This is a genomic window from Mailhella sp. (assembly GCF_057866825.1).
Map to the genome: position 1 here is coordinate 1 of NZ_DBMAHT010000180.1, position 3,118 is coordinate 3,118.

Genomic DNA, 3,118 nt, shown 5'->3' on the forward strand with positions numbered 1-3,118 from the left:
ACGGCGGGAGTGAATCCCGCCTACTTATGCCCGTCGGCCCGGCCGTCTGATGCCAGGCCGGGGGCCCCACAGCGTTGACACTCCGCAGGAGAAAACACCGACGCCCGAAGGCTCGTTTGCGCAAGACACACTGTACGGACGCAGAACTCGCACGACGGGCATTGCGTTTAACGGCGGGAGTGAATCCCGCCTACTTATGCCCGTCGGCCCGGCCGACATTTTTCTTCTCCCCGGGTGTCTCACCTGCCCGTTTGCGCAAGACACACTGTACGGTCTGCGCTGCTTGCACGACGGCGGCTGCGCTTTACGCCGGAAGTGAATTCCGGCTACTTGCCTGACGTCGCCCGGGGCCCCAGTGCGTTGAGAGACGGCCTTCCGGTCTTCATTTGAGGCCCTGGCAACGGTGCTCCCTCCCAAAAATCTGGAAATCCCATCCTTTGACACGACTGTCCGGCGCAGGCCGGACAGGAGTCGGCCACCGCAGGTGGGTCCGAGAGGACACACCTGCACTGCGTCCGCAGACCGAACAGCGCCTGCCAAGCTCCCCGGCTTCCGCAGGCCCCGCCTTTCCAAGCTCCCGCCGGATGCGGCAACTTGCTTTGCCTGTCACTCTCCCGTCCTGCCGAAGCAGCTTTAGCTGCGAGGCAGAAACAGGGGGGTGCGGGGGGCTTGTCCCGACTTTGTCGGGGAATTATTTCCCCCGCATGCCTTTCCTGCCTTTCCTGCCTTTTTGCCTTTCCTGCGTTTCATTCCTCCTGATGGCCCGCTGCGGGCGTCCTGTCGGGCGTCGGCGGCGGGTCTGTTCATGCGCTGCGTTTGTGACAAAAAATACGTTATTTCTGCATGGACAGCCGGGCGCATGCGTTCTAGAATCGCGGGCATGCGCATGATAAAGTCCATTTTTGTACCCGCCGTAGTGCTTATCGTCTGGCAGATTGTGTCCGGCGCGGTATCGCCGTATCTGCTGCCCGGGCCGGGGCGCGTGCTGGAAACCGGGCTTGCCATGGCGAAAAGCGGCGTACTTACGGAGCACGTTCTGTCGTCGTTCTACCGCATTGCAACGGGCTTCTGCCTGAGCGTGGCGCTTGCCTTCGGCACGGCCGCGCTGCTGTATCGCTGGCGGCTGCTCGACGAGCTTTTTCAGGGCACGCTCTCCTTCATGCGCATGACGCCTCCGCTCGCCCTCACGCCCCTGCTCATTCTCTGGCTCGGCATCGGCGACGCCACGCAGATTGCCGTCATCGTGCTGGCCTCGTTCTTTCCGATCTATCTCAACACCCGCGACGGTCTGAGCCGACTCGACGCGTCGTTCCGCGAGCTCGCCGCAAGTCTCCATCTCTCCCGCACCCGCACCGTGCTCTTCTTTCTGCTGCCCGCGGCCACGCCTTCCATCATCACGGGCCTGCGCCTGAGCTTCGGCTACAGCTGGCGCGCCCTCATCGCCGCCGAACTCATCGCCGCCAGCAGCGGCCTCGGCTACATGATCATGGACGCCGAACAGATGCAGCGCGCCGACGAAGTCATTGTGGGCATTCTCATCATCGGCTTTCTGGGCTGGGCCCTCGACGCCGCCTTCTCCTCCCTTTCCTCCGCGCTGCTCAAGCGCCGCTTTCCCGAGCTCGCCGCATGACTGATTCCGCAACTTCTTCCGCAAACATCGAGCTGCTGCGCGGCATCCGCAAATCGTTCGGATCGCGCGAAGTGCTGCGCGGAACCGACATGTTCCTTGCTCCGCAGGGCGTCACCTGCCTTTTGGGCGCGTCCGGATGCGGCAAGTCCACGCTGCTGCGCATCGCCGCAGGTCTCGAATCCCCGGATGCCGGACTCGTGCTTCCCCGCCCCGAAGAATGCGCCGTGGTCTTTCAGGATCCGCGCCTGCTGCCCTGGCTCACCGCAGGCGAAAACCTCCGCCTCGCGCTGCCCCGCGTCTGCCGCGACGCCAATATCCGCATGGCGGAGGCCCTCGACATGGTGGAACTTTCCCCGGACGTGCTTTCCGCCATGCCCCGCGAACTTTCCGGCGGCATGGCCCAGCGCGTGGGCGTGGCCCGCGCCCTGCTCCGCTCGCCTCGCATTCTGCTCATGGACGAACCCTTCGCCTCGCTCGACGCCATCACCCGGGAAAAGCTTCAGGACATGCTCAAAAAACTCATGTCCCGCTCGCTCTGCCTGCTCGTCACCCACGACATGGAAGAAGCCCTGCGTCTCGGCAGCCGCCTCTGCGTCATGGATCGCGGCGTCATCGTGGAAAGCTTCGATATTTCCGAAAACACCGGCCCCGAACGGCGAAACTTCATTCGCCGCAACATTCTTACGCATCTGAATACTAAGGAGTTGTAATTATTATGAAGATGCTCAAAACACTCGCCCTTGCCCTGGCCCTTTCCCTCGCCGCCTCCCCGGCCTTTGCCGAAAAAGGCGCTCTCAACATCAGCTATGTGAAGTCACCCTTCAATCTGCAGATGATCGTCATGAAGGAACACAAGCTCCTTGAGAAAAAACTCGAACCCAAGGGCATCAAGGTGCAGTGGCATGAAATAGATTCCGGCGCCCAGCAGGCCACCGCCATGGCTTCCGGCGACCTCGACGTCGGCGGCGTGCTCAACACCACCTCCGTGCAGATGGCCAACGCCGAAGGCAATCCGGTCATCATCATTGCCGGAGCCTCCCGTCCTACCGACGTGTTCGCCATCGTCGGTCAGGAAAACGGCCCCAAAACCTTTGCAGACCTGCGCGGTAAAACCGTCGCCGGGCCCAAGGGCACCGTGCTCCATCAGCTCCTCGTCGCCGGCCTCGCCAAGGAAGGCATGACCATCCGCGACGTGAAATTCGTCCAGATGGGCATCCCCCAGAGCTTCTCCGCCCTCATGTCCGGCAAGGTGGACGCCGCCCTCATTGCCGCAGGCGCTCTCGTCAAGGCAAAACAGGCGGGCAAACCCGTCATCGCTACCGCTACCGGCCTCGTGACCCCCATCCTCGCCATGTGCGCCAGCAAAAAGTTCATCGAAGAACAGCCCGAACTGCTCAAAGACGTCGTCGCCGTCCAGGACGAAGCCTACGACTGGATCATGGCCCACCACGACGAAGCCGTCGCCCTCGGCGCTAAAGAACAAAATAT

The 3,118-nt window shown here is 62.5% G+C and carries 3 protein-coding genes; all 3 read left to right on the plus strand.

Annotation, left to right across the window (positions count from 1 at the left end):
- Window positions 1-859 precede the first annotated feature (859 nt).
- Window positions 860-1,630: an ABC transporter permease gene (locus ACZM96_RS10360; protein ID WP_489488950.1), complete on the plus strand. Its 771-nt coding sequence runs from the start codon at window positions 860-862 to the stop codon at window positions 1,628-1,630.
- Complete coding sequence (locus ACZM96_RS10365) at window positions 1,627-2,340, plus strand: ABC transporter ATP-binding protein (RefSeq protein WP_489488951.1); 714 nt, start codon at window positions 1,627-1,629, stop codon at window positions 2,338-2,340. The genes ACZM96_RS10360 and ACZM96_RS10365 overlap by 4 nt, the downstream gene beginning before the upstream one ends.
- Window positions 2,341-2,345: 5 nt before the next feature.
- Window positions 2,346-3,118: ABC transporter substrate-binding protein (locus ACZM96_RS10370; RefSeq protein ID WP_489488953.1), on the plus strand; the 773-nt coding region annotated here is incomplete at its 3' end.

What these genes read in the sequence shown, in the direction of transcription:
- ACZM96_RS10360 (WP_489488950.1), top strand. Translation starts at nt 860, where the DNA reads ATGCGTTCTAGAATCGCGGGCATGCGCATGATAAAGTCCATTTTTGTA.
- ACZM96_RS10365 (WP_489488951.1), top strand. Translation starts at nt 1,627, where the DNA reads ATGACTGATTCCGCAACTTCTTCCGCAAACATCGAGCTGCTGCGCGGC.